Origin of the sequence: Nonomuraea sp. KM90 (assembly GCF_052246675.1) — a bacterium.
Classification (GTDB): domain Bacteria; phylum Actinomycetota; class Actinomycetes; order Streptosporangiales; family Streptosporangiaceae; genus Nonomuraea.
Genome location: NZ_JBQQCB010000059.1, coordinates 1 through 22,769, shown reverse-complemented (window position 1 = coordinate 22,769; position 22,769 = coordinate 1). Strand labels below are relative to the sequence as shown.

The following is a 22,769-nucleotide window of genomic DNA, read 5'->3' as shown; positions in this document are numbered from 1 at the left end:
GCGTCCTGCGTACCAGGGCGTTCAAATTCGAGAACGGCGTGAAGACGGACCTGAATGTCGTCACGGGCAGCAGCGCCGTGGACGTCAACACGGCCGGTCAGATCGCCGGCACCCACCGCCGTACGGAGACGCCGGGCCTGCCCGCGAACCAGCAGACGCAGCGCGCCTTCCTCTGGGCGAACGGCGCCGTCACGGAGCTCGGCACGCTGGGACGACGGCGTGATCGTCGGAACCCACGCCTGCGACCCGGCCGGCACCGCGCACCTGGCGGTGTGGACAGACCCCGCCCAGGCGCCGGTCCGGCTGCCGGACCCGGCGGGAGGCACGGCGACGGCCGTCAACGGCATCAACCTCGGGGGCGAGATCGTGGGAGCGGCGACGTACCCCGGCAACGAGCAGCGCGTCGTGCTCTGGAAGCCGCAGACCCCCGGCTGACCGCGCCACCCTCGCCCCGGGGAACGACCGGGGCGGGGTCGTTCCTCCGGGCGCCAACGACGTGCCACGGCCCGTACACATGATCGTCACCAGTCCGGTCCACGCTTCTCGATGTCAGTCAAGGAGGCACGGATGCGTTGGCTCACGTCGCTCGGATCAGCGATGCTCGTCCTGTTCACTTACGTCGTCCCGGCGTCGGCATCGCCGGACGGCACGCTGACGGTCGCCTCCCCGGCCGTACGCAGCGGGGAGCCGATCACGGCGACGTACACCACCCCGGCCCCCGACCCGACCAACTGGCTCGGCCTCTACACCGACCCCGGCAACGGCCCGGTGGACGAGAAGTTCGTCGGCCCCTCGCTACGCTGGACCTACATCACCGGCGGAAGCGGTACGGCCACACTGCCGACCGACGGGCTGGAGCCGGGCAACTACATCGTCTTCGCCCTGGCGAAGGACGGCTACCAGTGGCTCGCCACACCGGTGAAGGTACGAATCATGAGCAACGCCCCGCTGCACTTCATCACCGACAGCTTCGACCTGCGCAACGCCCGCGCCCTCGAACCGTACGAGGCGACGGTGGGCGGCCTGGTCCGCGGGGACACCGACGGCCTCACCTTCCGCAAGGTCGCCGGGCCGCAGTGGGTCACCGTGTCGGCCGACGGGAAGGTCACCGGGACGCCGCGCGTACGCGACTCGCTGCGCCCGGCACCCCTGCGCGTCGAGGCCCGCAACGCGCGCGCCGAGACGAGCACGGCCACGATCGGCATCGACGTCCGCCGGCCCGGCGAGGACCTGGTGCCCGAGCTCAGGGCGATGAGCTTCAACCTGTGGCACGGCGGCAGCCAGGTCGACGGCGGCCGGGAGAAGGAGCTGCGGTTCCTGCTCCGGTCCGACGTGGACGTCGTGGGTCTCCAGGAGACCTCGGCCACCTCCACCCGCGAGCTGGCCGAAGCGCTGGGCTGGGACTACCACCAGGCGGGCACCGACCTGGGCGTGATCAGCCGGTACCCGATCACCGAGCGCAAGGCGCCCGTGGACGGCGGCCCGCTGTCGGCGGCGACGAAGGTCCGGGTACGGATCGGCGAGCGCCAGGACGTGGTGGTGTGGAACGTCCACCTCGGCTACACCCCGTACGGCCCCTACGACGCGTGCTTCGGCAAGATGACCCAGGAAGAGCTGCTGGCCAACGAGGAGCGCTCCGGCCGCACGCCCCAGATCGAGGCCGTGCTGCAGGAGATGCGCCCGGACCTGGCCGCGGCGGGGCGCACGCCGGTGCTGCTGACGGGCGACTTCAACGCCCCGTCCCACCTGGACTGGACCGCGGCCACGCGCCGGTGCGGCTACACCACGGTCCCGTGGCCGACCTCGGTGCTGCCCGCGCAGGCGGGGCTGCGGGACTCCTACCGGGTGGCGAACCCTGACCCGGTGACCGCGCCGGGGATCACCTGGTCGCCGGTCTATCCGGTGTTCACCGGCGGCTACGGCCACGACCCGCACAAGGGCGAGCCCGAGCCGCAGGATCGGATCGACTTCGTCTACTACACGGGCCCGCTGCGGGTGACCGGCTCCGAGGCCGTGGTCGAGGGCACGCCGACGGCCGTACCCGACCACCGGGGCAACGACTGGACCTCCGACCACGCCGCCGTCCTGACCACGTTCCGCCCCTCCTGACCACATCTCCCTGGCCAGGTCGCCAGGGCCGGCACGGCCCATGGAGACGTATCGAACCGGGTGGTCAGCCGGCGGGGGCGGTCCGGCGGACGTAGGAGACGAGGTGGTCGATCTCCGCGAATCCGGCGGCCTCGAACAGGGGCCAGGTGGGGGTGCCGGCCACGTACAGGATCGTCTCCGACGCGCCATGGTCGCGGAGGAGGCGATCCGCCTCCTGGAGCAGATCGTGCTCCAGCGTCTCGTCGGCCTGGCACGCGTCCGCGCCGAACCACCACAGGATCCCGAGACCTCCCACGGGCTCCTGGACGACGAGCTCAGCCGAGCAGCCGTCGCCCCGGGCCTTGAGCCACCATCCGGGCGGCGTCTGGCTCCTGACCACCTCGACCAGCGGGGATGCCGTGGCGTCAGGGTCGCGCGGCAGGGTGCGGCGCAGGTATCGCCAGGTGTTCCGCCCCGTGAAGCCGGCGTGCTCCAGCACCTTCGTGGTGATCGGCCGGCGGCCCACCGGCAGCGCGGCGACCCCGAGTCCGACCGCGGCGGTGAAGGCGTGGACGACGGTCCTGCCGTCGAGTTCGCGCAGGGCGTGGCCGACGAGCTCGTCCACCACGTCGAGGATCTCCCGCCCGTGCAACCACAGGATCTGCCCGCTGCCGTCCTCCCGGTGCACCGTGTGGGAGACCGCACCCATGACGCGGCCGTCCGGATCGACCAGGACGTCGGTTCTGGGGTGTTCGAGATCGGCCCAGGGAGCGGGGTCGCGATGGCACGTTCCGGCCATGGCCTCGTCGAGCTCGGCGGGCGTGCAGGCCGGCTGGCCGGGCAGGCGGTCCGCGTCGATCAGCGCGAGCACGGCCTCCCCGTCGCAGTCGCGGTAGCGGCGCATCCTCGTGCCCCCTGCGGAGGAGGCCGGACGGCAGTTGGTGAGGATCTCGTGCGCGGACAGCGTGTTGCCCGTACGGGCGGCGCTTCTCATCGCGGCGGTCGCCACGGGGACGGCGGTGTCCGGTGGGATCACCAGGAGCAGGAATCCGTCCTGGTTGCCGCGGATCATCCTGATCGTGTTGGGGGTCGCCGGCAGGCCGCTGATGCGCAGGAACCGTCCATCGACGAACAGGTGGAGCGGGACCTCGTCCCATGCCGCCACGTCGAGCCGGACCCGGAGGATCGGGCCGAGCCGGTCCTGCAGGAGGCGGATGAGAGCGGGAAGTTCGCGGTGGAGGTCGGTGGAGTACGGCCACCAGGCCCCGTCGAGCGTTCCATCCCTGGTCAGCGTGGGCTCCAGGAACACCCGGGCCGGCTGGAGAGCGATGGGTATGACCGATGGCTGGTGGTTCGGCATCTCTTGTGCCGCCTGTCTCCGGCGTGAACGGGCCGGCTGGGCCTGAGGCGACGCCGACGCGGCTGCCGGCGTGCAAAATATCCCAGGTGAATTCAGCCTACGCCGCCCGATCCGTCCCATGGGGCCTGGGGGGCGCGGCACGCCTGCCCGTCTGCTCAGGACGAGGAATCGCCCGGACATGGATCGGGCCCGCACCCCCGGAGGGATGCGGGCCCGATCTCATGCCACGCGCCGGTGTCAGGCGGTGACGATGTTCTCCGCCTGCGGGCCCTTCTGGCCCTGCACGACGTCGAAGGATACCTTCTGCCCCTCGACCAGCTCACGGTAGCCGCCGTTGGCGACGATGTTGGAGTAGTGAGCGAAGACGTCGGCGCCGCCGTCGTCCTGCGCGATGAAGCCGAAGCCCTTTTCCGAGTTGAACCACTTCACGGTTCCAGTAGCCATGTCTATCTCCTTCAGATACGTGCATAAGCACAGGGTTCGCACCGTGCGAAACCCGTGTCGCCCGCGATGAGCCCATCCGGAAATGACCGGCAAACAAAAAGCGCCCAGAAGATTGTAATCTCCCAGGCGCACACGAAGTCTTTATGGGTACCACAACTGCAACTCCTTCAGCCTAGCACACCCTCGCAGCGAACCGCGCCATGAGACCCACAGGGGGACCCTGGAGGGGTAGTCTGGGGCTACCGAGGACACTTCGTGCGTTGGCATTCGGGTTGGCGTCGCCCACGGCGAAAGACAGCATGTGGCCCCGCAGGGGTCTGGACGGGCGGGCGATCATGGCGCCGGCATCTCGCATCCACCACAAGCCGCCATGTGTCCTCCATGCTCCATTCCGGGCTCCATTCCGTGCTCCATTCCGTGGTGCGGCTCAGCCACCACCTTCACAGGCTCAGGCACCACCTCCAGGCGCGAGGCACGCGACCCCGATCCGCATGCGGGCAGGCGCGTTCGACACCCGCATGCCCGATCCTGTCGCCGCCCCGGCTTCCATCCCTACGATCGGAGCATCCATGACGATCCTTGGCGCCACGCCTCCCAGCATGGTCGAGCCATGCACCACCGTTCACCTGTCCGGCGAGATCGACATCTTCACCAGCAAGGCTCTGCGCACCCGGTTGATGGACGAGTTGGACCGGAGCCGCGAGTTCCTCGTCCTGGACGTGTCAGGCCTGGCGTTCGGCGACGTCTCCGGGCTCGCCGTGCTGGTCGGGGTGCAACGTCGCGCGCGATCCATGGGCATCACCGTCGTCCTGACCGCGCCGTCCCCCCGCATGTCCACGATGCTGCGCATGACCGGGCTGGGCAGAGGCTTCTCGATAGAAGGGTGACGAACACCCGGCCGGATCGCAGGTCCGCGCTGTACGCTGCTGCTGGCGACGACGCGTTCCCCCCGCCGTCCCGGCTCGGGAGCCCGATGTCATCCCACGTCAACGGTCGCTTTACTAGGAGATAGGGCGCATACTTGCACTAATGAGGCCTACTCAAGCCGCGTCCCGGCGCCGACTCCCCGGAAGCCCCTTCAACGTCCCCGAAGCCCCTCCGCCTCCTGTCGAGCAGTACGAGGTGCGAGACCAGGTGAGCCACGACAAATACGGCCTCGGCCGGGTTATCGCCGTGGAGCAGAACCTTGCGATTCTCGTCGACTTCGGCTCGGAGACGTACCGCATCGTCGCACCTTACGCGAAGCTCGTGAAGCTGTGACGATCGCGCCCCTACCCCGCCGACCGGCACTCTGATGCGGTCCGGCACGTAAGCGAGCAACGAGGAGGAACTGCCGGCGAAGTCGAGGTCACCCCTTCATTCCTCCTCCTTTCGCCCCGTTCGCGGGTGACGGTGAACGACGGCACGCAGGCCGCACGGGCCGCCGTCGCCCCCCATACGGGCCAGGTGGAGCTCAGCGCAGGGTTCGCCGCCAGTGCTCGGCCGACTCGGCCATGTCATGGGCGAGCACCTGGAAGACCTGACTCGTGGTGCGCAGCCGGGCGCCGGCCGGGCTGTTGTCCCCGAGCAGTTCGGCGCCTTCCTGGGAGAAATCCCGCCACATGGTCATCGACTGGATGCTGGCCTGCCACGTCCGGTACCAGATGTGGTCGTCGACCAGGTAGCGCTCCCGCCGGCCGGTGCGCTCGCGCCTGATCAGGCCGCGTGCCGCCAGCCAGCCGACGGCCTTGGAGATGGAGGCCGGGCTCACCTGCAGCAGCGCGGCGAGCTCCGCGGCCGTGCAGCTTCCCGCGTCGGCGGTGAACAGCGTGGCGAGCACCCTGGCCACCATCGCGGGCACGCCGGTCTGGATCATCATGCCGGCGAAGCGCCGCTCGAAGTCGCGCACCGCCTCCGGGTCACGGCCCCGGCCGTCGGCGGCCGGGGCCGGCGGATGCAGGCCGGGCTTGCGGCGCGCGCGCCAGCTGGTCGCCTGTTGCGCCAGGTTGGCCCGATAGTGGCCGGCCCCGCCGTTGCGGGTCACCTCGCGGCTGATCGTCGATCGGGGACGCCCCAGGCTCCTGGCGATCTCGGCATAGCCGTGCCCGGCCGCCAGCCCCGCCGCGATGCGCTGCCGGTCCTCGTAGCTCAGGCGGCCTCCCGGCATCCTCTCCTCCGGCGTGGTGCATTCAGCCTCAATGTCATTGCACCCACGATAACGCTTCTACCTGGCCCGACATGGATGGAGCGTTGGTGATGCCGGAAACCTGTGCCTAACGTGCGGCAGGTCATGAACGTACGAGAGGAGACCGGCATGACCTCGTCGCTACCGACCGGACGATCAGTTGAGCGGCCGTTCGATCCGCCTGCCGGGCTGCGCGAGCGCGGCCCGCTGAGCCGGCTGAGCTATCCCGACGGGCACGAGGGGTGGCTGGTCACCAGCCACGCCCTGGTGCGCGAGGTGCTGGCCGATCCGCGCTTCAGCATCCGGCCCGAGCTGCGGCACCTGCCCGTCCCCACAGCGACCCCCGCCAGCGACCGGCCGGCGCCGCCCGGGTTGTTCGTCGCCATGGACCCCCCGGAGCACACGCGCTACCGGCACCTGCTCACCGGCCAGTTCACCGTCCGGCGCATGCGCCTGCTCACCCAGCAGATCCAGGACATCACCGCCGAGCACCTCGACGCCATGGAGCGGACCGGGCCACCCGCCGACCTGGTCACCGCGCTCGCGCAACCCGTCCCCGCGCAGGTGATCTGCGAGCTGCTCGGCGTGCCGTACGCGGCCCGCGCCCGTTTCCAGGACCACGTGTTCGAGCTCTTCCGGCTGGACGCCACGCCCGGGGAGATGGCCGCGGCGTACGCGGCCGTGCACGGTTTCATGGGCGAGCTGGTGCGGGACAAGCACGCCGACCCCACGGACGACCTGCTCAGCGGACTGACAGCCGGCGACCTCACCGACGAGGAGCTGGTCAACATCGGCTTCGCCCTGCTGGGCGCCGGCCTCGACACCACCGCGAACATGCTGGCGCTCGGCACCTTCGCCCTGCTCAGCCACCCCGGCCAGCTCGAACTCCTGCGTCGGGACCCGAGCACCGCGGACCGCGCCATCGAGGAGCTGCTGCGCTATCTGAGCATCATCCCGTTCACGGTGCGCACCGCGCTGGAGGATCTGGAGCTGGCCGGTGAGCAGATCAAGGCCGGCGAGGCCGTCACCGTGTCGGTCCCGGCGGCCAACCGCGACCCCGCCCAGTTCGCCGATCCCGACACGCTCGACCTGCTCCGCTCCACGGCCGGGCACGTGGCCTTCGGGCACGGCATCCACCAGTGCCTCGGCCAGCAGCTGGCCCGCGTGGAGCTGCGGGTGGCGCTGCCCGCGCTGATCGCCAGGTTCCCCACGCTGCGCCTCGCGATCCCCGCCACGGACGTTCCCCTGCGTACCGACACGCTCATCTACGGCGTGCACAGCCTGCCCGTCACCTGGGAGGTGTGACGGAGCGGTCCTTACCGGGCGCGGCGTAGCGAGACGGGGCCGAGCGATGGCTCCTGTCCGGGCGTGGCCGTCACGACCATCCGGGCGGACCGCCCCGTTGCCCGCTACGCCTGCTCGATCACCTGGCGACGGCCTCTGTCACCACCAGTCCCAACCGCCGCCCCAGGGGCCGCCCCAGCCGCCCCACCAGCGGCGACGCCGGCGGCAGCGACGACGCCAGCGGCGACGCCGGCAACCTCCGCCTTCGTGGTAGTCATTCGCTTCGAACATCGCTCCTCCCCCCGTTCGATCACTCCTTAATTCCGACATTAACCCCGAAAACACCACAAACAGTGCTATATTCGTCGATTTCGCTTAACTTTGACGTCGAATTCACGACGTAAAAAGGGCTGCCGAGTCGCCGGCCTGCTCCTCCAGCCAGGCCACGATGTGCTTCACGTAGCTGTCGACGAGGGGGATCGGCCCGCCGTCGAGGACGAACACCGCGCAGAGGATGTTGACGCCGAACAGCCGGTCCCAGACGCGCGCCCGGCGGTAGGTCGCCCCGTCCACCGCCCGCCGCACGTTGTCCCAGCCGTGCCACCCCATGAACGCGGCGTCCACCGCCGGGTCGAACAGGTGCGCCCGGTCCCAGTCGAGCACCCCGACCAGCTTGCCGTCCTCGCCCCAGTGCACGTTGTCCCCGACGAGGTCGCCGTGGACGAGCACGTCGGGCACCGCCTCCAGGGCCGTCGCCGCCGCCAGCCGGCGCTCGGCCTCGGGCCGCCAGCGGTCAGGCAGCCGGGGCAGCACGTCCTCCGCCAGCACGCGCGCCCAATGCCCGTCGTACGCCCGCGGCGCCGGCAGCAGGCCGCGCAGCTCCGGCGTGACCGGCAGCTCCCGCAGTGCGGTGAGCACCTCGGCGATCTGCCCGGGATCGCCCTCGCCCTCCGCCAGCCCCGTACCGCCGATCCAGGAGACGGCCACGGCCGCGCGCTCCCCGAACCCCGTCACCGGCGTCAGCGGCTCCGGCACCGCGAACGGCAGCCCGGCCGCCCCGATCGCGCGCAGGATCTCGACGTTGCGCGGCATGGCCCGCGCCCCGAGCGGACGCCGGCTCACCCGGACCGCCGCCACCCCCGGGAGCAGCACGACGTCGTGCACCCCGCCGCGGGCGAGCCGCGCCCGATCCAGCGGCGCTCCCGGCAACAGGGCGTCGGCGATCTCCAGCAGATCGGCGGGCACGCGGTCGTTCATGGCGGGAGGCCTCCTGGTGGCGGTGGGGGACAGCGAGATTACCGGGTCGAATATGCCTTCAGGAGATCAAACCTCCATCAGGGGCGCGTGTCAGGGGCGGACGGCGGCGAGCGCTTGCCTAGCGTGTCAGCATGGACGACCGGACCGGCCGCTGGGCGGCCCTCAAAGGGTCGCCGTACTTTCCCGCGACCGTGATAGTGCTGATCCTCGGCGCGGCGGCGGGGCTGTTCGCCGGGTCCTACACCTACGCCATGGCCGACCCGACCCCGCACCGCATCCCGGTCGCGGTCGTCGGGGTCAGCCACGAGACCGTACGCGGCAAGGCCTTCGCCGCCGGCATGGAGCGGCAGCTGAACGCCTCGCTCGCCCTGCGGTACGAGCGCTCGTTCGAGCAGGCCGCCCAGGAGGTCGAGGAGCAACGCGTCTTCGGGGTGCTGGTGGTGCACGGGGAGGACGTCACGCTGTACGTGTCGGGTGCCTCGGGCGCGTCGGTCGCGCAGGTGCTCAGCGAGGCGGCGCCGAAGGTGGCGCAGCAGCTCGGGGTACGGCTGACGGTGCGGGACATGAAGCCGCTCCAGCGGGGCGATCCGCGCGGCCTGGCGCTGTTCTACATCACGCTCGCCGCGGTGGTCATCGGGTTCATCGGGGCCGTGCAGCTCAGCGTCAACGCCGGTGTGCTCTCGCCCGCCCAACGCATCGCGTTCACCGTGGCGTACGCGGCGCTCGGCGCGCTGTCCATCGTCGCCGTCGTGGACTGGGGGCTCGGCGCGCTCGACCTGCCCCTGCTGGAGTCCTGGTTCATCCTGGCGCTGACCATGTTCGCCTCCGGGATGGTGTTCACCATGTTCAACACGCTCGTCCGGCGGTGGGCGATGGTGCCCACCTGGGGGCTGATGGTGCTGCTCGGCAACCCGTCCTCGGGCGGGGCCGTGTCCTGGCCGCTGCTGCCGTCGCCGCTGGGCACCATCGGACGGTGGCTGCCGCCGGGCGCCTCGATCAACGCCCAGCACACCGCCGTCTACTTCGGGGGCCATCAGCGGGTGGCGCCGTTCCTGGTGCTGGCCGCCTGGGGGCTGGTGTCGTGCGTCGTCTTCCTGATCTGGCGCGACCGCCACCCCAGCGGCCCCTCCGCTGACACGCAGGCCACATGAGCCACACGCTCACGTCCGATTCGCAGGATATTGTCCTGCGGTGCGTCCCTCCCTGTCGTCGTGGCCATGGTGGCCCATCGCCGTGGTCACGTATCTCGCCTGGGTGCCGGCGGAAATCATCACAGCTCTGCTGCTGCCGCCTCGGTACTGGGGAGCGGACTTCAGCGTCGTCCCCGCCGCGTACGCCCCCATGTCGCCGGTCCACCGCTTCGTCGACGGCGTCTCCGACATCTCCTTCTGGCCGGTCGGGTTCATGTTGTGGGTGCTGGCCTGGCTGGCGCCGCGCCGGCCGTCGGCCCGGGCCCAGCTGCGGATCGGTACGGCCGCGTTCTCCGTCTCGCTCGCCGAGCTGGCCTTCGCCGAGGCCGACACGATCCTCGACAGCCTCCGCACCGGGGCACCACCCGTCCACGAGCACGACCTCGCCGGGCTCGTCTGGTTCTACGGCCCGCCGCTGCTCATCACGGTCGCCACCTGGGCGGGGCTCCGCGAGGCCCGGGGTATCGCCTCGTTGCCCGTCCCGTACCGGCCGGCCCGCCGTACCAAGGTCACGTTCACCACGTTCCTGGTCCTGATCCTGGCCACCGGCGAGGCGCCGCCACCCGTCGTGCAGCAGCCGCCCCCCGCGCTGCTGCCGGATCGGCCCGTCCAGACGGCCGAACCCGAGACGGAGAGCATCGGCTGCCGTCCCCGACCGCGCCGGCCCGTGGTCCGCCGGCCGGCTCGCCGGGTCACCGCCCGGGTCGACGCCGCCTGGGCCCGCCTGGACCGGTGGCTGGCCAGGAACGCGCCGCGCACGTACAGGGAGCTCAACCCGCCCGCCGAGCCGACGGACATCGCCCGGGCCGAAGCCAGGATGGGCGTACGCTTCCCCGACGACCTCAAGGCGTCACTGCTGCGCCACGACGGCGCGAAGTTCGGCAAGGGGTCGTTCTTCTTCGTCTACCGCCTGACCCCGGTCAAGGAGATCGTGAACGACTGGAAGGTCAGCTGTGAGGTGGCCGAGGACGTGATGCCGTCGGGCGCCAAGGAGCCCAAGGGATACGTGGATCCCGAAGGCTTCTGGTGGCACGGCAGCGCCATCCCGTTCGCCATGGACGGGGGCGGCGACAACCTGGTGCTGGACGGCAAGGGCCGGGTCGGTCACTTCTTCCACGAGGACGGCCTGAGCTTCACGAGCAGCTGGGCCTGGCCTTCCTACGTGGACTTCCTGGAGGACGTGGCGGACGCGCTGGAAAGCGGCGAACCGCTGCGCGACTCGCCCCACACCGTCACCCCGGACGGCGACCTGGACTGGTCCTACTGAGCCGTGCCGAGCGCGTCGGCGCCGGTGATCGCGGGCCCTCCAGCGGCTAGCAGGTCAACCCGCTGCTCCCGTCAGGACGGCAGCGTCAGCGGGGGGCGCTCGCGCCACTGCCCGACCATCGGCTGGAGCATCCGGTCCAGCCCGGGGTCCTCGCGGGTGACCGCCAGGGCGGCGATCACCTGGAGCATTCTCGCCCCCTCCATCCAGTCCAGCAGCTCCCGGTCCACCCGCGTGCCGCCGGCCCGCTCGTACGCCTCGACGGCGCGCGGCCCCGATCCGACCAGGTCCCATTCGACGGGGCCCAGCGTGACGTCCTCGAAGTCGCCGAACAGGTGCCCGCGGGCCGTCCGCAGCACGTTGTACGGCGGGGAGTCCCCGTGGATCGGCTGCGGCCGGGACCCGGGGAAATGGCGGGGAAGGTCCGCGGCCGCTCGCTCGACCACGGCGTACTCCTGCTCCGCCCGGTCCAGGTCGGCCACGGTGAGCGACTCGGGGCGGCGCGCGCGCAGGTCGGCCAGGAGCCGCCCGGCCTGCGGCACCAGCGGGGCGAGCACCGGCAGCTCGCCGGGGTAGCCGGCCATCAGGCGGTGCAGCTCGGGGACCCAGGCCGTCTGCTCGGTGAATCGGCCCTCCAGCTGCTCCGGAGGGGTGTCCCGGATGGAGTCGCGTTCGTCCACGTACTGCCAGAACGTCAGCGACCTGTCCTCCCGGACGACCGGCTCGCGGGGGACGAGCGGGCTGGGCGGCACGACCGGCGCGCCGTTGCCGGCCAGCCAGCCCACCACGTCCAGCTCCCGCCGCTGCCTGGCCGCCTGCTCGTCGGCGGGGGCGAGGGTCAGGGCCGGCACGCGCGCCACGACCGGCGCGGGAGCGAGGTGGACCAGCACGTTGAACCCCGCGTAGAGGACCCGCGGCTCCTCCACGGTCAGCCCGAGCCGCCGTGCCGCGCCCGCCGCGAGCTCCAGGGCGTGTTCCGTACGTTCGCCGGCCATGCCGACGATCTTTCGGGCCGGGGCCGCCGGCGTCAAACAGGCCGCTCGGGGACTGCCGGAAAAAAAGCCTTCGCGCGGATGTCGATCCGCCTGCCCTCAGCTCGACGCGTTGGTGAAAGGTCAGGCAAGAAGACATCTGGGAGATGTGATGAGCAACGTGGTGATGCACAACGTCGTGTCGGTGGACGGCTTCATCGCCGACGGCAAGGACGACGTCGGCCCGCTGTTCGAGTGGTACTTCAACGGCGACGTCGCGCTCGACGAGAACATCGGGATCAAGGTCTCGCAGGTCTCGGCCGCGTACGTCAAGCCGGCGTGGGCCCGGATCGGGTCCATGGTGATCGGGCGTCACCTGTTCGACATGACCAACGGCTGGGAGGCCAAGCCCCCGACGGGCGACCACGTGGTCGTGGTGTCGCACCGCCCCAAGCCCGAGGGGTGGCACCCCGACGCCTCGTACCACTTCGTCGCCGACGTGGCCCAGGCGGTCGCCAAGGCCAAGGAGCTCGCGGGCGACCGCGACGTCGCCGTGGCGGCGGGCGAGGCCGGCGGGCAGGCGCTCGCCCTCGGGCTGGTGGACGAGGTGGCGATGGACGTGGTGCCGGTCGTCTTCGGCTCCGGCAAGCGCTACTTCGGAACGGTCGACGCCCAGCACCTCCTGGAGGACCCGCACGTGGTGGTCCAGGGCGACCGGGTGCTGCACCTGCGCTACCGGGTCCGCCGCTAGCGGCCGGGGCGGCGGCGGTTCCAGGAGTCGAGGATGTGGCGGCGCATGGCGGCCGCCGCCGCGTCCGGGTCGCCGGCGGCGATCGCGTCGCTGATCGCCTGGTGCTCGTCCAGCGTCTGGCGCATCACGGGCTCGTTGTACTCCCCGTGGTAACGCATGCTGGTGCGGGCCTTGTCGTGGATGCTGTTGACGATGGCGCGGCCGAGGCGGTTGCGGGACGCCACCATGATCATGTCGTGGAATCGCACGTCGGCGGCGCCGAAGTCGGGGGCTGAGTCGAGGTTGGCGCGCATGACGCCCAGCTCCGCCGCGATGCGCTCGTCGTCCTGCGCGGTGTGGAGGCGGGCCGCGGCGGCCGCCATGTCCACCTCCAGCGCCATGCGGACCGAGACCAGCTCGTCCAGGAACGTCGCGTTCTCGTCGTGGGTGATGACCGACGTCAGCACGACGTCGTCGAGCAGGTTCCACTGGCGCGGGTCGGTGACCTGGGTGCCGCGGCCGTGCTCGATCCTGACCAGGCCCTTCTCCTGCACGACCTTCACCGACTCGCGGATCACGGTCCGGCTGACGCCGAACTCCTCGCACAGGTCGCCCTCGGACGGCAGCGCCGAACCGGGGCGGAGCGCGCCCCGGACGATGTCGTCGACGAGCTGCTCGACCACGGTGGTGCCCAGCTTGGCGGGGCGCACGCGGCGCGGTCGGGGACCGGGCGGGGCTGGCTGCGCCGCGTCGCCGGTCGACGGGCCTGCCGGTGCGTGCTGAGTCAACGTGCCCTCCCGAGCACTGATGGTCCTGATCTCGGACCGCCTTGAGTATAGGGCATTGTAAATGACATCACACGTATGATGTCATACTCCGAAACGCGGCGTTTACGTACCTCACTCCCCCGTCAACGAGGAACACCAATGAGACGATGCAGTCACGCCTCCCGCCGCCGGGCGGCGCCGGCGATCACCGCGGCGGCGGTTCTACTCGCCCTCACGGCCTGTGCCCCGCCCAGCCCCGCCGGCACCGCCAAGACCGACGCGGGCACGCCCGCCGCCGCCTCCCCGTACGGCTTCGCCCCGGCACCGCAGAAGGACGGCAAGCTCGTGGTCTGGGTGGACTCCACCCGGCTGGACGCGGCGAAGGCATACCAGGCCGCGCATCCGGACAAGCAGCTGGACATCGTCACCTACGACGGCAACGCCAACGGCTCCAACTCGCTCAAGACCAAGGTCCAGCTCTTCAACCGGGCCGGTGAGGGCTGGCCGGACGTGGTGTTCACCACCGACAACAACACCGCGTCGTGGGCCTCCCAGGGTGACGACGCATTCGTCGCCCCGCTGAACAAGGGGCTGATCGACCAGGGCACGCTGAGCGGGTTCGCCAAGGGGGCGCTCGACGTGTGCACCGTCGACGGCGCCGTCTACTGCCTGCGCAACGACCTGGCCCAGGTGGTGCTCTGGTACAACAAGAAGCTGCTGGACAAGTTCGGCTACGAGGTGCCCCGGACCTGGGAGGAATACCAGGCGCTGGGCGAGAAGGTGGCCGCCGAGCACCCGGGCCACATCATCGGCACGGCCGGCGACGCGTGGGCGCCCGAGATCTACATGTGGGGCGCGCAGTGCCCGGCCAACCAGGTCACCGCCGCCAAGGCGATCACCGTCAAGGCCACCGACCCCGCGTGCGTACGCGCCGCGCAGCTGATCGACAAGCTCGTCGCCGGCAAGACCATGTCCATGTTGCCGCTCTTCGGCCCCGACTTCGCCAAGAACCTCGGCGACAAGGTCCTCATGCTCCCCGGCCCCGCGTGGTACGGCGGCGCGGTGTTCCAGGGCGCGCTCAAGACCCCCAAGGGTGAGCTCGCGGTCGGCGACGCGCTCCACTGGGCGGACCAGAACCCGCCGGTGACGGGCAACGTCGGCGGCGGCGCCTGGTGGGTCTCCCGGCACAGCGCCCGCCTGGACGCCGCCAAGGACTTCGTCACCTGGGTCGCCACCTCCGACGAGTACCAGGTGGAGAAGTCGCCCGGCTACCCCGCCTACTCCCCCGCGGCGGCCAAGTGGATCGCCAGGCAGCAGGAGAGCGGCTACTACGCCGGTGACATCGCCGCCCCGATCACCGCCGCGGCCGCTCAGGTGTGGCCCGGCTGGGGCTCGCCGGAGTTCAGCCAGGAGGCGGTGTGGGCCAAGACGGTGATCCCCGGCCAGACCGCGGGCAAGACCGTCGAGTCCCTGCTCCCCGAGTGGCAGACCGCGATCGAGCAGCAGGCCCAGGTGTTCGGCTACCAGGTCGCCAAATGAGCGCACCCGCGCTGACCGCCGCCGGCGTCCGCGCCAGGAGCCGTCCGCGCTCCTGGCGGCCGGCGGCGGGGCACGTCTTCGTCTCCGGATACGTGGTGCTGCTGGTGGCCTTCGGCATCGTCCCGACGGTGTACGCGCTCAACCTGGCCTTCACCGACGCCGGCGGGCGCTTCGCCGGGGTGGCCAACTTCGTGCGCACCGCCCAGGACTACCGGTTCCTGGCCGCCGTCGGGCACGTGGCGACGTACCTGGTGTTGTGGCTGGTCACCCTGACCGTGCTGGTCCTGGTGCTGGCGCTGTTGGTGCACCGGCTCACCGCGACCTGGTCGAGGGCCGTGCTGCGGTTCGTGTACTACGTTCCGGGGGCGCTGGCCGGCGCCTCCAGCGTGCTGTTGTGGCTGTTCATGCTGGACCCGTCCGTGAGCCCGGTCGACGGCATCGTCCGCACGCTGTGGGGGTCGACGTTCGTGGCCGTGGTCGCCCCGGGCCACCTGCCGTGGATCTTCACCATCATCGCGTTCTGGACCGGCGCGGGCGGCTGGATCGTGGTCATGTACGGCGCCCTGAACAGCATCCCGCACGAGGTCATCGAGGCCGCGCGGGTGGACGGCGCCGGGCCCGTACGCACCGCCCTGCGGGTGCAGCTGCCGATGCTGCGCAAGTGGATCGTCTACATGCTGATCCTCTCCCTCGCGGCCGGCACCCAGCTCTTCGTCGAGCCGCAGCTCATCTCGCAGGCCAGTTTCGGCGTCGTCGGCACCGACTACTCGCTCAACCAGCTCGCCTACCTGTACGCCTTCGACCAGAACGACTTCAACGGCTCGGCCGCCATCGCGATCGACCTGCTCATCGTGGCGCTGTGCGCCGCCGGGCTCTTCGTCGCTCGGGGAGGGCTGTTCGATGCGGACTGACCGGGCCGCCCGCGCCGTGCTGAAGGCGCTGATCGCCGCCCTGCTGACGGGGTTCGCGCTGTTCTTCGTGCTGCCCATGGTGTGGCTGGTGCTGGCCGCCACCAAGACCCCGGCCGGTCTCATCCAGGACGCGCCGCTCTCGCCCGGCTCGCTGGCCGCGCTGCTGGACAACTGGCGGAACCTCATGTCCTTCCAGGACGGCGCCGTGGCGACCTGGATGGGCAACTCCGTGCTCTACGCCGCGCTGTCGGTGATCCTCACCCTGCTGGTGAGCGTCCCGGCCGGGTACGCCCTCGCCCTCATGAGCTTCAAGGGCCGCCGCCTGCTGCTCGTCGTCACCCTCGTGGTCATGCTGATGCCGGCCACCGCCCTGGTGCTGCCGATCTTCCTGGAGTTCAGCTACATGGGGCTGGTCAACACGACGGCCTCGGTGGTGCTGCCGATGTCGTTCTTCCCGTTCGGCGTGTACCTGACCTACATCTACTTCTCCACCAGCGTCCCCGCCGAGCTGCTGGACTCTGCCCGGCTCGACGGCTGCGGCGAGGCGGCGACGTTCGCCCGGGTGGCGCTGCCGCTGGCCAAGCCGGTCGTCGCGCTGGTCGGCTTCTTCAGCTTCGTACAGAACTGGAACAACTTCTTCCTGCCGTACGTGATGCTGCCGAGCAGCGGCAACTACCCCATGCAGGTGGGGCTGACCCAGATGCTGGCCGCGACCCCCACCTTCAACCCCGTCGTCGGCGCCAACGCCGAGGTGCAGCCGCCGGAGCTGGTCCTGGCCACCCTGCTGTCGATCACCCCCGTGCTGCTCGTCTTCCTGTTCTCGCAGCGTTTCCTGGTCGCCGGACTGACCGCCGGCGCGACCAAGGGCTGACCTTGAGGAGTCTCCCCCGCATGACCACCGTCACGGCCAGTGTCCCCGTCCTCGACCCCCCGGCGTGGGCGCTGTCCCAGCGCGCCCTGCTGGACCTGCTCGACAGCGGATGGCGGCTGTTCTCCTCCCGCTACACCAGGCCCGACGGCTCGCTGCGGTACGGCGGCCGGCTGTCCTCGCGTGACGGCGCCGACGACTTCTTCGAGCCGTTCTTCAACTGGCCCCAGCTCTACCTGCTCGGCGGCGCGGACGACCTGCTGGAGACCTGCGCGCGTCACTGGCACGGCGTGGTGGCCCAGATGACCGGGCTGGGCATGTTCGCCGACGAGTTCGAGATCGGCTACGACTGGTTCCACCAGGGTGAAAGCCTGCTGTTCACGTATTTCCTGACCGCCGCCGACCCGGCCGCCTGGGCCGGGCGGGCCACCCGGTTCGCCGACCTCTACCTCGACCCGGCCAAGGGCAACTACGACCCGGAACGCCGCATCATCAAGGCCCCGCACAACGGCAGCGGCGGCGCCAGGGAGGGCGTGGCCGACTCCCCCGCCTACCCGTGGACCGAGGCCGAGGCCGCCCAGTACGGCTACCCGCTGGACTGGCTGCTCCCGCCCGGCGCGCCCGTCCCGCCCACGAGCGAGGACCCCCGCCTGGGCGCGGAGATGCAGCGGCGGCTCGGCCGGGGCGACGCGGTCGGCAACCTGAGCGTGGCCGGCCTGGTCTGCAACGCCTACCTCGTCTCGGGCGAGGAGCGGTACGCCGAGTGGCTGCGCGACTACGTCGGCGCCTGGCAGCGCCGGGCCGAGGAGAACGGCGGCGTCGTACCCGACAACGTCGGCCTCGACGGCGTGGTCGGCAGCGCGCTCGACGGCCGCTGGTACGGCGCCCACTACGGCTGGACCTGGCCGCACGGCCTGTACAGCATCGGCCAGGCGGCGGCCGTCGGCGCGCTCTCGGCCGCCCTCGCCACCGGCGACGACCGGTATCTCGGCTTCGTCCGCTCCCTGCTGGACGCGGTCATCGAGCGCGGCGTCAAGCTGCCCTTCGACGAGAGCGACTCGGCCAACCAGGGCCGCTGGCGCGCCCACCTGGGCCCCGACGCGTACGTCCCGACGCTGCTGGTGCCCTACCGGCACAGCGACAAGGGCTGGTTCGACTACAACCCGATCCAGACCTCCGTGCCGCTCGCGCTCTGGCACCACACCGGTGCCGCCGAGGACCGGGCCCGCCTCGACGCGCTGCGCTCGGCCGCCGGGTACGACTGGGCGACCGTGCGGCCGTTCCGGGACAAGGAGGAGGCCGGGCACGAGGAGCCCTGGTACGCGTACCTGTGCGGCGACAACCCCGGCTACCCCGAGCGGATGCTGGCCGCCGCGCACGCCCAGGCCCGCCGCCGCATCGCGCTGCTGCTCGCCAACGCCGACCGGGACCTGCCGGAGGAGGCCATCCACCTGTGGCAGAACGTCAACCCGGTGGTGACCGAGGCGCTGACCCAGCTCATGTGGGGCGGCCCGCAGGTCGTCTACAACGGGGGCCTGCAGCAGGCCAGGGTCCGCTACTTCGACGCCGAGCGCCGCCGTCCCGGCGTGCCCGAGCAGGTGGCGGCCCTGGTGAGCGCGATCGAGCCGGAGGCCACGGTGGTCACCCTGGTCAACCTGTCGGCGACCGCGGACCGGACGGTCGTCGTACAGGCGGGGGCGTTCGGCGAGCACGAGATCGTCACCGCCGCGGCGACCGCGGCCGAGCCCGGCTGGACCGGGCACGACTCCGAGTACATCCACCACGAACCGGTCGTCTCGACCACCGAGCACGCGGTGGGCGGGCCGCACCTGACCGTGCGGCTGCCGGCGGGCACCACCGTCACGCTGACCCTGCGGCTGCGGCTGCGCGCCCACCGGCCGTCATATCGCGCGCCGTGGGAGCGCCCGGCACCGTAGCCTCTAGCATGTCGCACGTGACCACCTACGACGATCATGACGCGTTCGAGTACCTGGACTTCTCGGCCCTGCCGCAACGCCAGCAGCGGATCCTGGCCACGATCCGGGACTGGGTGGTCAGACACGGCTACCCGCCGAGCACCCGCGAGCTCGGCCACGCGGTCGGGCTGCGGTCGTCCTCGTCGGTGTCGAAGCACCTGAAGAGCCTGGAGGAGAAGGGGTTCCTGCGCCGCGGCACGACGATGACCCGGCCGATCGACGTGCGCCTGTTCCTGCGGGCCTCGGCGCCGGAGCCGGCCGCGGACCTGGTGACCGTGCCCGTGGTCGGGGACATCGCCGCGGGCATCCCCATCCCGGCCGACGAGCGCGTGGACGACCTGCTGACCCTGCCCCGCGACCTCACGGGGCGGGGCAACGTCTTCGCGCTCCGGGTGCGGGGCGACTCGATGATCGACGCCGCCATCTGCGACGGCGACATGGTCGTGGTACGGCAGCAGCCGGAGGCGCACTCGGGCCAGATCGTCGCCGCGATGATCGACGGCGAGGCCACCGTCAAGGTGTTCCGCCGCCGTGACGGGCACGTACTTCTCGAACCGCGCAATCCCGCCTACGACGTGATCGACGGCGACGAGGCCGTGGTGCTGGGCATCGTGGTCTCGGTCCTCCGCAACGTCTGACCCTGCTCCCGCGCCCGTCCTGCCACTGATCAGCTGCTGCCGGTCAGCTGTTCGTGCAGGGTGCGGGCGGTGCGTACGAAGCCGCTCGACCCCTTGCGGGCCGCCACCTCCGCGACCGCGGGGACGGGACCGCGCGCACCGGCCCAGCGGGCGGCGTCGATGGCGAAGGTGAGCGCCTGGGTGTGCCCGGCATGCGACCGCTCGTCCGGCCCCGGCAGGTAGACGGGCAGCAGCCCGGTCATGATCTCCCACACCTGCCGGTGCGCACCCAGTTTCGCGCACCCCTCCAGCGCCGAGCGCAGCGGACCGAACTTGGCCACGTCCCTGCGCAGGGACAGCCCGAGCTGCCGCCCGCACTCCACGGCGGGCAGGATGCCGGCCGCCGCCGCGTCCAGCAGCAGCCCCTGGCCGCGCTCGGGCCAGCCGTACACGCCCCGCTCGGCCAGCTGGGCGGCGATCAGCAGCGCCAGCGCCTCGCCCACCGGCCCGTCCTGGGAGAACAGCGCCGCCACGTACTGGTAGAAGTAGCCGGGCCGGCCCCAGGCGTTGAGCAGGTGGGGCAGGAGATGCATGGCCACCGCCTCCCGGTCGGAGGGCAGCGCCAGCCGCCAGGAGTCCATGTACACCCCGCCCTCTTCGTAGGTCCAGGGATTCGGGTCGGACAGCAGCGCGTCGACCAGCGGCAGCCCCGTCGGCTCGATCCGGATGCGGGGGCGCAGCCGGGGGCTGTGACCGCCCCGCTGCCGGTCGTGCGTGTAGTCGCCGCCGGCGTGCGACCAGTCCACGCGCATCTCCGGCGCCGGCCGGTCGGCCAGCCAGCGCGCCAGCGTGGCGCCCGCCCGCGAGGTCAGCTTCCCGGCGCGGTCGATCACCTCGGGGTCCACCTCGCGCGGCAGCCGCAGCAGCGCCTGCCCCAGGTCGGCGGGGAGGGCCTCGACGCCGGCCGCCTCGTATCCCTCCAGGCGGGCCACCAGCTCGGCGGGATCGAGGTGGCCGGAGGTGAGCGTCGGGGTGGCCAGCAGGTACGGCGGCAGCGTCCGGGCCTTCAGCGCGGCATACACCTCGGCGCAGCGCATCAGCATGGCGTAGTGCGGCGTCGAGACGTGCCTCGGATCCGGCAGCCGGTCCCGCGGCCCGGCCTCTTCCTGCTCGCTCGGCTCTGCCCAGTTGCCCGACGACATGATCGACACGCCCAGGATCTCCGCTTCGAGCGGCGGGCCCTGCGCCGAATCCGCCAGGTTGCCCAGTGGAACGCCGCGTCGCGTGAGGTCCGCGGCGATGCTCTCCCGCAGCTCGGCGGGCAACCGGCCGAAGTCCGTCTCGAAGTCGCCCTCAGGGGTGCGCACGCCGATGACATGCCTGGCGTACAAGGGGGCGCGCTCGGGCTCGGGGACGGGCGGCTCCTCGCCGGGGTTCGCGGCCTCGCGCAGCAGCGCCTCAGTCCACTCCTCCAGGCGGTTCCACTGGCGGCGGCCGTAGATCCGGCCCTGGCCGGGGCGGGGCCGCTCGGCCGGGTCGCGGACGAAGCCGGCCAGCCACCGCTCGAAGGTGATGCCGTCGTGAACCCAATGGTAGGCGGCGGTCAGGTCGTCGAGCGGCGGCGGGAACGGCTCGCGGGCCGGCGGCTCGAACGGCGGCAGCGTCCCCGGCTCGAAGTCGTCGACCGGTTCCGGCTCCGCCGCCACCGCGCCGTACGCCTCCGACAGCCGCGCCGCCAGCTCGGCGGGCAGGACACCCGCCGCCGTACGCACGGCCTCGGCCCCGGCGGGCGTGAAGCGGGCGGCGTGCTTGACGGCCAGGCGCACCGTGCGCTCGCGCACCTCGTAGGACTCGCACAGGAACGCCGAGGCGAGAGCCGGGGCCAGGTCGTCGAGGTCGTCGGCCGCGTCGCGGGCGGCCTGGTCGAGCAGGGTGAGCCCGGCGCGCACGAGCTTGCCCTCGGGTCGGAACAGCAGCGCCGACACCGCCTCGTTGACCTCCCCACCGCTCAGCCCGCCTCCGCCGCTCAACCCGCCCGCGCCGCGCAGCTGCCGCAGCGCCAGCTCGGCCACCGGGCCCGGCGCGGCGGGCAGCAGGCGCAGGTAGTCGCGGGTGCGCTCCGGGCTCGGCGCCGGGTCGAGCATCTCGTGCAGGCGGGCGAAGAAGCGCAGGTCGGTGGCGCTGCCGCCGCGCAGGAACCGGCTTACGCAGCCCTCGACCAGCGGCTCGGGGGCCAACCGGCCGGCCGCGACCGCGTCGCGCAGCGCCCCCAGCCAGGTGCGGCGGCCGGAGTCCCAGGAAGGCGGGTCGACGTTGTCGTCCCGCAGCTCCCGGCCCACTCCCTCGGCCTCGAACAGCCGGGGCACCAGGTGCTCGGCCAGCGGGTCATGCTCCAGGTCCGGCGGCTGCGACACCCAGGCGGTGGTGAGCGGGTCGTGGTCGGGCGGAACCGCGCCGGAGCGGCGCAACAGCTCCAGGGCCAGCGGCACGCTGTCGTCCCTGGCCTGGGCACGGCTGCCGCGCAGCCGCAACGCCAGCCGCACGGCGAGGTCGGCCTGCCACTCCGGCGGCCGTGCGGCGATCACCCGCAGCAGCGGCCCGGAGTCGAGCGGCCGCCGCCAGCGGGTGAAGTCGCGCCGGTAGAGCCAGGTCGCGACGGCCGCCGCCCCGCCGAGCACGCCCGCGCCGGCGACCCGCACGGGCTCGATCCAGTCTTCTCCGTCGGTCCAGTGGCCCTTGCGCCGGGCGCGTTCGGTGCTCTCCTTCCTGGCGACGCCGATGTGGCCGGGCAGCTCGCGGGCCACCTCGCGGCGCCCGGCCTCGTCGAGGGCCAGCACCGCGTCCGCGACCAGGGCCGGGTCTCCGGCGGCGACGGCCGCGCGCACGCCCGGCCAGGCCCCGCGCGTGGGGGGTTGTGTCGTCATGCCGCACACCGTAGAGATCGGCTCCGACAGAACCAGAGTGCGCTGGCAAAAGGAGCAGAACCCTTCTGGACGCGGGAGCCGCGTCTACCGTGAACAGGGCAAGGGCTAGGAAAAGGTGTTCTCCGGGACTTGCGGGGGTGGTCTTGTGACGATGTCAACCATCATGGCGGCCGGTTTCGTGATCGCGGTGGCGATCATCATCATCGCGGTGTTGCGGTCCCTGCTGACCGGCGGGCGCACCATGCGGAGGGGATCCGGCAATCCCGGAATCCCGTACGGCGGGAGTTCGGGCCCGTCCGCCGGGGGCGGCTGGGACGGCGGCTCGTCGGGCGGCGACGGGGGCGGGGGCGACTGCGGGGGCGGCGGGGGCGGCGGCGGATGACAGGGTTGCGCCCCTGAACGGGCGCTGGACAGC

21 protein-coding genes and 1 pseudogene are annotated in these 22,769 nt (G+C 71.8%); 15 read left to right on the top strand and 7 right to left on the bottom strand.

The genetic code is table 11. The features are described from left to right. Window positions 1-38: 38 nt before the first annotated feature. From ACTWPW_RS38605 to ACTWPW_RS38595, 3 genes and pseudogenes are all read left to right on the top strand, one after another. Window positions 39-200, top strand: a pseudogene (locus ACTWPW_RS38605) (hypothetical protein); the annotation flags it as partial. A 19-nt stretch (window positions 201-219) separates the two neighbouring features. After that, window positions 220-435, top strand: coding sequence for a hypothetical protein (locus tag ACTWPW_RS38600; protein WP_443171584.1), 216 nt, complete (start codon window positions 220-222; stop codon window positions 433-435). A 132-nt stretch (window positions 436-567) separates the two neighbouring features. Further along, window positions 568-2,109 carry an endonuclease/exonuclease/phosphatase family protein gene (locus ACTWPW_RS38595; RefSeq protein ID WP_443171560.1) on the top strand — a complete coding sequence of 514 codons (1,542 nt, stop codon included), beginning with the start codon at window positions 568-570 and terminating at the stop codon, window positions 2,107-2,109. Between the two features lie 64 nt (window positions 2,110-2,173). Here ACTWPW_RS38595 and ACTWPW_RS38590 read toward each other — a convergent pair whose 3' ends face one another. Both ACTWPW_RS38590 and ACTWPW_RS38585 read right to left on the bottom strand, forming a co-directional pair. After that, the gene (locus tag ACTWPW_RS38590; protein WP_443171559.1) at window positions 2,174-3,448 is read right to left on the bottom strand and encodes a DUF5994 family protein; all 1,275 of its coding nucleotides are present in this window, start codon (window positions 3,446-3,448) and stop codon (window positions 2,174-2,176) included. 237 nt (window positions 3,449-3,685) lie between these two features. Then, a complete protein-coding gene (locus tag ACTWPW_RS38585; RefSeq protein WP_364134589.1) occupies window positions 3,686-3,892 on the bottom strand; it encodes a cold-shock protein in 207 nt (68 codons plus the stop codon). 569 nt (window positions 3,893-4,461) lie between these two features. On the opposite strand from ACTWPW_RS38585, the gene ACTWPW_RS38580 reads away from it, so the two are divergent. After that, window positions 4,462-4,779: an STAS domain-containing protein gene (locus ACTWPW_RS38580; RefSeq protein ID WP_375116023.1), complete on the top strand. Its 318-nt coding sequence runs from the start codon at window positions 4,462-4,464 to the stop codon at window positions 4,777-4,779. A gap of 247 nt (window positions 4,780-5,026) precedes the next feature. After that, window positions 5,027-5,152: a hypothetical protein gene (locus ACTWPW_RS38575; RefSeq protein WP_364134583.1), complete on the top strand. Its 126-nt coding sequence runs from the start codon at window positions 5,027-5,029 to the stop codon at window positions 5,150-5,152. A 193-nt stretch (window positions 5,153-5,345) separates the two neighbouring features. On the opposite strand, the gene ACTWPW_RS38570 is transcribed toward ACTWPW_RS38575, so the two are convergent. After that, entirely contained in the window at window positions 5,346-6,038 is a 693-nt protein-coding gene (locus ACTWPW_RS38570; protein WP_375116022.1) for a helix-turn-helix domain-containing protein, read from the bottom strand. Window positions 6,039-6,161: 123 nt separating this feature from the next. On the opposite strand from ACTWPW_RS38570, the gene ACTWPW_RS38565 reads away from it, so the two are divergent. Next, complete coding sequence (locus ACTWPW_RS38565) at window positions 6,162-7,361, top strand: cytochrome P450 (RefSeq protein WP_443171558.1); 1,200 nt, start codon at window positions 6,162-6,164, stop codon at window positions 7,359-7,361. A 372-nt stretch (window positions 7,362-7,733) separates the two neighbouring features. Here ACTWPW_RS38565 and ACTWPW_RS38560 read toward each other — a convergent pair whose 3' ends face one another. Then, window positions 7,734-8,597 carry an aminoglycoside phosphotransferase family protein gene (locus tag ACTWPW_RS38560; RefSeq protein WP_375116020.1) on the bottom strand — a complete coding sequence of 288 codons (864 nt, stop codon included), beginning with the start codon at window positions 8,595-8,597 and terminating at the stop codon, window positions 7,734-7,736. 131 nt (window positions 8,598-8,728) lie between these two features. On the opposite strand from ACTWPW_RS38560, the gene ACTWPW_RS38555 reads away from it, so the two are divergent. Together ACTWPW_RS38555 and ACTWPW_RS38550 are read left to right on the top strand one after the other, a co-directional pair. Then, the gene (locus tag ACTWPW_RS38555; protein WP_443171557.1) at window positions 8,729-9,748 is read left to right on the top strand and encodes an ABC transporter permease; all 1,020 of its coding nucleotides are present in this window, start codon (window positions 8,729-8,731) and stop codon (window positions 9,746-9,748) included. A gap of 40 nt (window positions 9,749-9,788) precedes the next feature. Further along, a complete protein-coding gene (locus ACTWPW_RS38550; RefSeq protein WP_443171556.1) occupies window positions 9,789-11,054 on the top strand; it encodes an SMI1/KNR4 family protein in 1,266 nt (421 codons plus the stop codon). A gap of 71 nt (window positions 11,055-11,125) precedes the next feature. On the opposite strand, the gene ACTWPW_RS38545 is transcribed toward ACTWPW_RS38550, so the two are convergent. Continuing rightward, window positions 11,126-12,046 carry a phosphotransferase gene (locus tag ACTWPW_RS38545; protein WP_443171555.1) on the bottom strand — a complete coding sequence of 307 codons (921 nt, stop codon included), beginning with the start codon at window positions 12,044-12,046 and terminating at the stop codon, window positions 11,126-11,128. Window positions 12,047-12,194: 148 nt separating this feature from the next. On the opposite strand from ACTWPW_RS38545, the gene ACTWPW_RS38540 reads away from it, so the two are divergent. Next, complete coding sequence (locus ACTWPW_RS38540; RefSeq protein WP_375116016.1) at window positions 12,195-12,773, top strand: dihydrofolate reductase family protein; 579 nt, start codon at window positions 12,195-12,197, stop codon at window positions 12,771-12,773. Here ACTWPW_RS38540 and ACTWPW_RS38535 read toward each other — a convergent pair. Next, the gene (locus tag ACTWPW_RS38535; protein WP_375116015.1) at window positions 12,770-13,462 is read right to left on the bottom strand and encodes a FadR/GntR family transcriptional regulator; all 693 of its coding nucleotides are present in this window, start codon (window positions 13,460-13,462) and stop codon (window positions 12,770-12,772) included. The genes ACTWPW_RS38540 and ACTWPW_RS38535 overlap by 4 nt on opposite strands. A 216-nt stretch (window positions 13,463-13,678) precedes the next feature. Here ACTWPW_RS38535 and ACTWPW_RS38530 point away from each other — a divergent pair, with 216 nt between their 5' ends. Genes ACTWPW_RS38530 through lexA form a run of 5 tightly spaced genes read left to right on the top strand, consistent with a single transcriptional unit; the run spans window position 13,679 to window position 19,451 of the window. After that, window positions 13,679-15,058, top strand: a complete 1,380-nt coding sequence (locus ACTWPW_RS38530; RefSeq protein ID WP_443171554.1) for an ABC transporter substrate-binding protein — start codon at window positions 13,679-13,681, stop codon at window positions 15,056-15,058. Continuing rightward, window positions 15,055-15,969 (top strand): carbohydrate ABC transporter permease, encoded by a 915-nt coding sequence (locus tag ACTWPW_RS38525; RefSeq protein ID WP_443171553.1) that lies wholly within the window; start codon window positions 15,055-15,057, stop codon window positions 15,967-15,969. Before ACTWPW_RS38530 ends, ACTWPW_RS38525 begins: the two co-directional genes overlap by 4 nt. Further along, on the top strand, window positions 15,959-16,840 hold the full coding sequence (locus ACTWPW_RS38520; protein WP_375116012.1) for a carbohydrate ABC transporter permease: 882 nt from the start codon (window positions 15,959-15,961) through the stop codon (window positions 16,838-16,840). Before ACTWPW_RS38525 ends, ACTWPW_RS38520 begins: the two co-directional genes overlap by 11 nt. Window positions 16,841-16,860: 20 nt before the next feature. Then, on the top strand, window positions 16,861-18,774 hold the full coding sequence (locus ACTWPW_RS38515; protein WP_443171552.1) for a hypothetical protein: 1,914 nt from the start codon (window positions 16,861-16,863) through the stop codon (window positions 18,772-18,774). Between the two features lie 8 nt (window positions 18,775-18,782). Continuing rightward, entirely contained in the window at window positions 18,783-19,451 is a 669-nt protein-coding gene (gene lexA / locus ACTWPW_RS38510) for a transcriptional repressor LexA (RefSeq protein ID WP_375116010.1), read from the top strand. 29 nt (window positions 19,452-19,480) lie between these two features. Here lexA and ACTWPW_RS38505 read toward each other — a convergent pair whose 3' ends face one another. After that, complete coding sequence (locus ACTWPW_RS38505) at window positions 19,481-22,354, bottom strand: DUF7824 domain-containing protein (protein WP_443171551.1); 2,874 nt, start codon at window positions 22,352-22,354, stop codon at window positions 19,481-19,483. Between the two features lie 151 nt (window positions 22,355-22,505). On the opposite strand from ACTWPW_RS38505, the gene ACTWPW_RS38500 reads away from it, so the two are divergent. Next, a complete protein-coding gene (locus ACTWPW_RS38500) occupies window positions 22,506-22,736 on the top strand; it encodes a hypothetical protein (RefSeq protein WP_375116008.1) in 231 nt (76 codons plus the stop codon). Window positions 22,737-22,769 lie beyond the last annotated feature (33 nt).